Raw genomic sequence first — 5023 nt, 5'->3', positions numbered from 1 at the left:
TCTCACGCGCTCCCGATCGGGAGCGCGTGAGACGTCCGGCGCGGTCCGGTGAGCACGGGGGCCGGGAACGGGGCGATCGCCCCGCTCCCGGCCCCTCGGCGTTGCACCGCAGTGCCGCGACGGCTCACGGGCCCGCGGGAACTCCCCCCGGGGGCGCGGAGACGCCGGTGGCGCGGGACCTCAGGCCGCGCGGCCCCGCTCCTCGCCGTCCTGCTCCCGCTCCTCGCGGTCCGCGCGCTCCTGCCCGTGCGGGAGCTCCTCGTGGGGGAACTGCTCCTGCGAGGAGTGCTGCAGCATCTCGGCCAGGCGCCACGCCTCGGACCTGCTCAGGTGCAGACCCATCTCGCGGTGGGTGCCCAGGCCGGAGTAGATGGCCACCCCCGACAGGTCCGGCTCCGAGCCGTCGTCGCGGACCACGCTCAGGCAGATCCACGGCTTCACGCCGGGGCGGAAGTGCGCCAGCCTCATCGGCGGCACGTCGCGCTCCCCGGTGAGGTAGGGCACGAGCAGGCGCACGTAGGCGAGGTCGTAGACCTCGGTGCGTCCCTCGGCGCGCAGGACGACGTCCCTGCCCCTGATGGTCACGGATTCGGCGGCAGTGGCCCCTAGCTGCACACGGCTCATTCCAGCGCATGCGCCGCGCCGGTGCACGCCGAGCCGGTCCCCGCCCGCCCGCGGCGCCGCCGCCGGCCCGCCCGGCCGCCTCAGGTGCCCCAGTGGGCGGTGAGGACCTCCGCGCTCTGGGGAGGGCCGACGTGGAAGCCCTGCAGGTAGTGGCAGCCGGCCTCGGTGAGCCGGTGGACCTGGGCGGTGCTCTCCACGCCCTCGGCGACGACCTGCAGGTGCAGGCTGTCGGCGATGGTGACCACGGCGTCGAGCAGGGCCCGCCGGCGCGGGTCGCGCTCCAGGCCGGCGACCAGGCTGCGGTCGATCTTGGCCATGCGCACGGGCAGCTCCACCAGGCGCGAGAGGGAGGAGTACCCCGTGCCGAAGTCGTCCACGCACAGCGGGTGCCCGCGCCGGTGCTGCTCGTGCAGGGCGGGCAGCACCTGCGCGTCGCTGAAGGCCTCCTCGACCAGTTCCAGGCCCAGCTGCTGCGGCTGGAGCCCGTGCGCGCGCAGCGACCCGGCCAGGGTGGCCGTCAGCGCGGGGTCGGCCAGCTCGCGGGCGCTGAGGTTGACGTAGGCGCGCTGCGGCGCTGCGGGCTCCTCGCGCCAGCGGGCAAGCTGCGCGCAGACCTGCTCGACCACCCAGTGCCCGATGTCGACGATCAGGCCGCCGTCCACGGCCAGGTCGATGAACTGCGCCGCCGGCAGCAGCCCGTGCTGGGGGTGCTGCCAGCGCAGCAGGGCCTCCACGGCGTGCACCGTCCCGGCCGGGTCGGTGATGGGCTGGTAGTGCACGCGCAGCTGGTCGCGGGCCAGGGCCCCGGCGAGCTGGTGCTCCAGGTGGCGCGGTGGGCGGGGGCCGCGCAGCCGCTCTCCGGTGACGCCCACCCCCGCCCCCGCCCCCGCCGCCTCCGCCGCCTCCACCGCGGTCAGGTCGACCGTGCCCGGGGCCACCGCCCCCTCCGGTGCGCCCCCCTCCGGTCCACCCCCGCCGCGGTGCTCGCGCTCCGGCTCGCCCTGCCGCTCGTGCGCGCGCTGCTTGGCCCGGTACATCGCGGCGTCGGCGGCGGCGAGCAGCTCGTCGGCGCTGAGGTGCTCACCGCCGGAGGGCCGGTCGCCGCCCCGGTCGCTGAGGGCCGCGCCGATGCTGGCCGAGACCACCAGGTCGGCCCCGCCGACGCGCACGGGGCGGGCCAGCGCGCGGCGCAGGCGGGCGGTGACCGCGCGCACGTACTCGTCCAGCTCGGCCGGTCCGGCCCGGGGCAGGTCCTCGCACAGCAGGACGAACTCGTCGCCGGCCAGGCGGGCCAGGGTGTCCTCCTGGCGCAGCGCGGCGGCCATGCGCTCGGCCGCGGTGCTCAGCACGGTGTCGCCGGCGGCGTGGCCGAGGGTGTCGTTGACCTCCTTGAAGCGGTCCAGGTCGATGAAGAACACGGCCACCACGCGCTGGTGGCGCCGCGCGGCGGCCAGGGCGTGCTCGAGGCGGTCGAAGAGCAGGACCCGGTTGGGCAGGCCGGTCAGGGCGTCGTGGGTGCTGCGGTGGGCCAGCTCGGCCTGGGCGCGCAGCGCCCGGTCCCGGTCGAAGGCCATCACCAGGTAGGACGCCGCCAGGTGCGCCAGGAGCTGGACCCACTGCAGCTCGCTCTGCTGCCAGGTCCCCGCTTCGCGCCGGTAGAGGTCCAGCACCCCCCACACGCGCCCGCGGCTGATGAGCGGCACGGCGACCACCGAGGCGAGGCCCACCTCCAGCGCGCGCTCGACGTAGTGCGGCCACGCGGTCTGCACCGGGTCGCTCAGGTCGTCCACGACGACGTCGACCCGGAAGTGCAGCGCGTCGTGGCAGGGCCCCTCCTGCATCAGCTGCTGCAGGCGCTCGGCCTCGCCCACCTCGCTGCGGTCGGCGTGGACGAAGCGCAGCAGCGGGCCGCGCCCGGCCGGGCCGTGCCCGTCGTCGCCGACCGGGGCCTCGTTGACCATGACGCCGGCGCCGTCGACGTCCAGGTGCTCGACGGCGATGTCCACCAGGTGCTTGAGCAGGTCCTCCGGGCCGGCCTGCCCGCTGGCCGCAGCGGCCAGCTGCGCGAACGCGGCAGCCACGCCGGCGGGGTCCACCGGCGTCCCGAGGGGCCTCACGAGCGCACCCCCGAGGGCGCGCCGGCCGCCTGAGCGCCACCGGGCCCGGGGCAGGAGGGGTGGGGTTGCTGGAGCATCGATCGACCCCCGCGCTGGCAGGAAGAGCCGATGTCTGACCCTGCTGCGCAAGGTACTCCGCCCGGTGGGCCGCTGCGCGGTGGACGGGCGCACGCACCGGCACCGCGGGCCGGTGCGACCGCGGCGCTCAAGGTGGCGGGCGCCGCGGTCGAGGCACCCGGTGACGGGGGCGGCTCGCGGTGGAGGTGGACGGTGGACGGCATCAGCGGCGTGGTGTCGCGCGTGGCGGAGATCCAGGCGCTCATCGGTTCCCTGCAGCCCGCCGCGGTCGGCCGGCCGGCCCCCTCCACCACGAGCAGCGGCTCCGGCGTCGGCAGCGGCACCGGCGTCGGCGGCGGCTCCGGCTCCGGCTCCGGCACGAGCGCCGGCACCTCGGGCCCGGCGTTCGCCTCGGTGCTCTCCGACAGCATCGCCGCGCGCCCGAGCACCAGCGGCCTGCTCAGCGGGGCCGGCGCCGGTGCGGCGGGCGCGACCGCGCGCACGGGCGCGGTGGGTGCGGCGGTCGCGACGGCGACCGCGGGGGTGACCGCGGGGGTGACCGCGGGGGCGACCTCGGCGGTCGCCGCGGGGGTGGCCGCGGCCGCGGGCGCCGCGGGAGGTGTCCGCAGCACGGCCGGCCTGCGCACCGCGGCCGGGGTGCCGCTGGAGCTGGTCGCCCACGGCAACGGCAGGGTCCCCGCCGGCGCGCTGAGCAGCATCGGGCAGGGCTCGCACACGATGTGGGCGCCGGCGGCGCAGGCCTACCGGGAGCTGCGCGCCGCCGCGGCCCGCGACGGCGTCACCCTCAAGGTCACCGACTCCTACCGCTCCTACGAGCAGCAGGTCGACCTCGCGCGGCGCAAGGGCCTGTACTCCCAGGGCGGCCTGGCGGCCAAGCCCGGCACCAGCGAGCACGGCTGGGGCCTGAGCCTGGACCTCAGCCTGGACAGCAAGGCCCTGACGTGGATGCGCACCCACGCGAAGCAGTACGGCTTCAGTGAGAACGTCCCGCGCGAGTCCTGGCACTGGACCTTCACCGCCTGACCCGCCGGTCGCGCGGGCTCGACCCGCTGCCGGGTCGTCAGATGAGGTGAGGCTATCCTCGGCGCGTGCACCGTCGTTCCGTCCTCACCGCGCTGGCTGCTTCCGGCGCTCTGGCCACCCTGTCCGCCTGCGGGGGTGAGGACGACCCCGCCGGTGCGCGGTCGACCTCGTCGGCCGCCGGCTCCGCCCCGGAGGCCGCCGGCGCCTTCCCGGTGACCGTCCAGCACAAGCTGGGTTCCACCGAGATCACCGCGGCCCCCCAGCGGGTCGTCACCGTCGGCTACAACGAGCAGGACTTCGTCCTCGCCCTCGGTGTCGTGCCGGTGGGCACCCGCAAGACCCTCAGCTACGACTCCGCGCAGCGGCCGTGGGCGCAGGACCTGCTGCCCGAGGGCGGGATCCCCGAGGTCGGCGAGGCGGAGCTGAACCTCGAGGCGATCGCCGCCGCGCAGCCGGACCTGATCATCGGGGCGTACTCCTACATGGAGCAGGGCCTGTACGACCAGCTCAGCGCCATCGCCCCCACGATCGCCGACGTCCCCGGCGCGACCCCGGAGGCGGCCGCGACGTGGCAGGAGGAGCTGGAGGCCGTCGGCCGGGCGCTGGGCCGGGGCGAGCGGGCCGCCTCGCTGACCGAGCAGGTCGAGGCCGACTTCCAGGACGCGGTCGATGCCCACCCCGAGTTCGCCGGCAAGACCGTCACCGTCGCGCTGATCATCAGCGGCCAGTACTACCTCCTCGGTGCGGCCGACCCGCGCGGGAAGTTCTTCCAGGACCTCGGCTTCGAGGGGAACCCCACCGAGGGCGAGCTCAGCGCCGAGCAGACCTCCGTGATGGACACCGACGTCCTCGTCGTCCTGGGCGCCGACGCGCAGACCTTCGCCGCCAACGGCGCGGCCGCCGCCCTGGCGGTCGTCACCGAGGGGCGCACCGTGTACATGCCCTCCTTCGAGGACGACTTCGCGGGCGCGCTGGGGTTCTCCAGCCCGCTGTCGCTGCCCTACGCGATCGACCAGGCCGTCCCGGCGCTCGCCGCGGCCGCCGACGGCCAGGCGAGCACGGTCCCCGCGACCCTGTGACGGCGTGACGGCGGTCCCGCGACGGCGACCGGCCCCGCGGCGGGTCCGCGGGACCCGCCGCTCAGACGGACCCCGGCGCCCCGGCCACCGGTGCGGGCGGCC

At 76.6% G+C, this 5023-nt stretch carries 4 protein-coding genes; 2 read left to right on the top strand and 2 right to left on the bottom strand.

Going from position 1 to position 5023, the window contains the following annotated elements:
* Nucleotides 1–180 precede the first annotated feature (180 nt).
* Both ACRYR7_RS24180 and ACRYR7_RS24175 read right to left on the bottom strand, forming a co-directional pair.
* Nucleotides 181–585, bottom strand: coding sequence for a hypothetical protein (locus tag ACRYR7_RS24180; RefSeq protein ID WP_432574838.1), 405 nt, complete (start codon nt 583–585; stop codon nt 181–183).
* A 119-nt stretch (nt 586–704) separates the two neighbouring features.
* The gene (locus ACRYR7_RS24175; protein WP_432574837.1) at nt 705–2741 is read right to left on the bottom strand and encodes a putative bifunctional diguanylate cyclase/phosphodiesterase; all 2037 of its coding nucleotides are present in this window, start codon (nt 2739–2741) and stop codon (nt 705–707) included.
* A gap of 270 nt (nt 2742–3011) precedes the next feature.
* Here ACRYR7_RS24175 and ACRYR7_RS24170 point away from each other — a divergent pair, with 270 nt between their 5' ends.
* Nucleotides 3012–3842 carry a M15 family metallopeptidase gene (locus ACRYR7_RS24170; RefSeq protein ID WP_432574835.1) on the top strand — a complete coding sequence of 277 codons (831 nt, stop codon included), beginning with the start codon at nt 3012–3014 and terminating at the stop codon, nt 3840–3842.
* A 65-nt stretch (nt 3843–3907) separates the two neighbouring features.
* Nucleotides 3908–4921 carry an ABC transporter substrate-binding protein gene (locus ACRYR7_RS24165; RefSeq protein WP_432574833.1) on the top strand — a complete coding sequence of 338 codons (1014 nt, stop codon included), beginning with the start codon at nt 3908–3910 and terminating at the stop codon, nt 4919–4921.
* The last annotated feature ends 102 nt before the right edge of the window (nt 4922–5023 follow it).

The organism is Kineococcus gurbantunggutensis, from assembly GCF_050871925.1.
GTDB lineage: Bacteria > Actinomycetota > Actinomycetes > Actinomycetales > Kineococcaceae > Kineococcus.
This window is presented reverse-complemented; position numbering and strand designations above follow the sequence as displayed.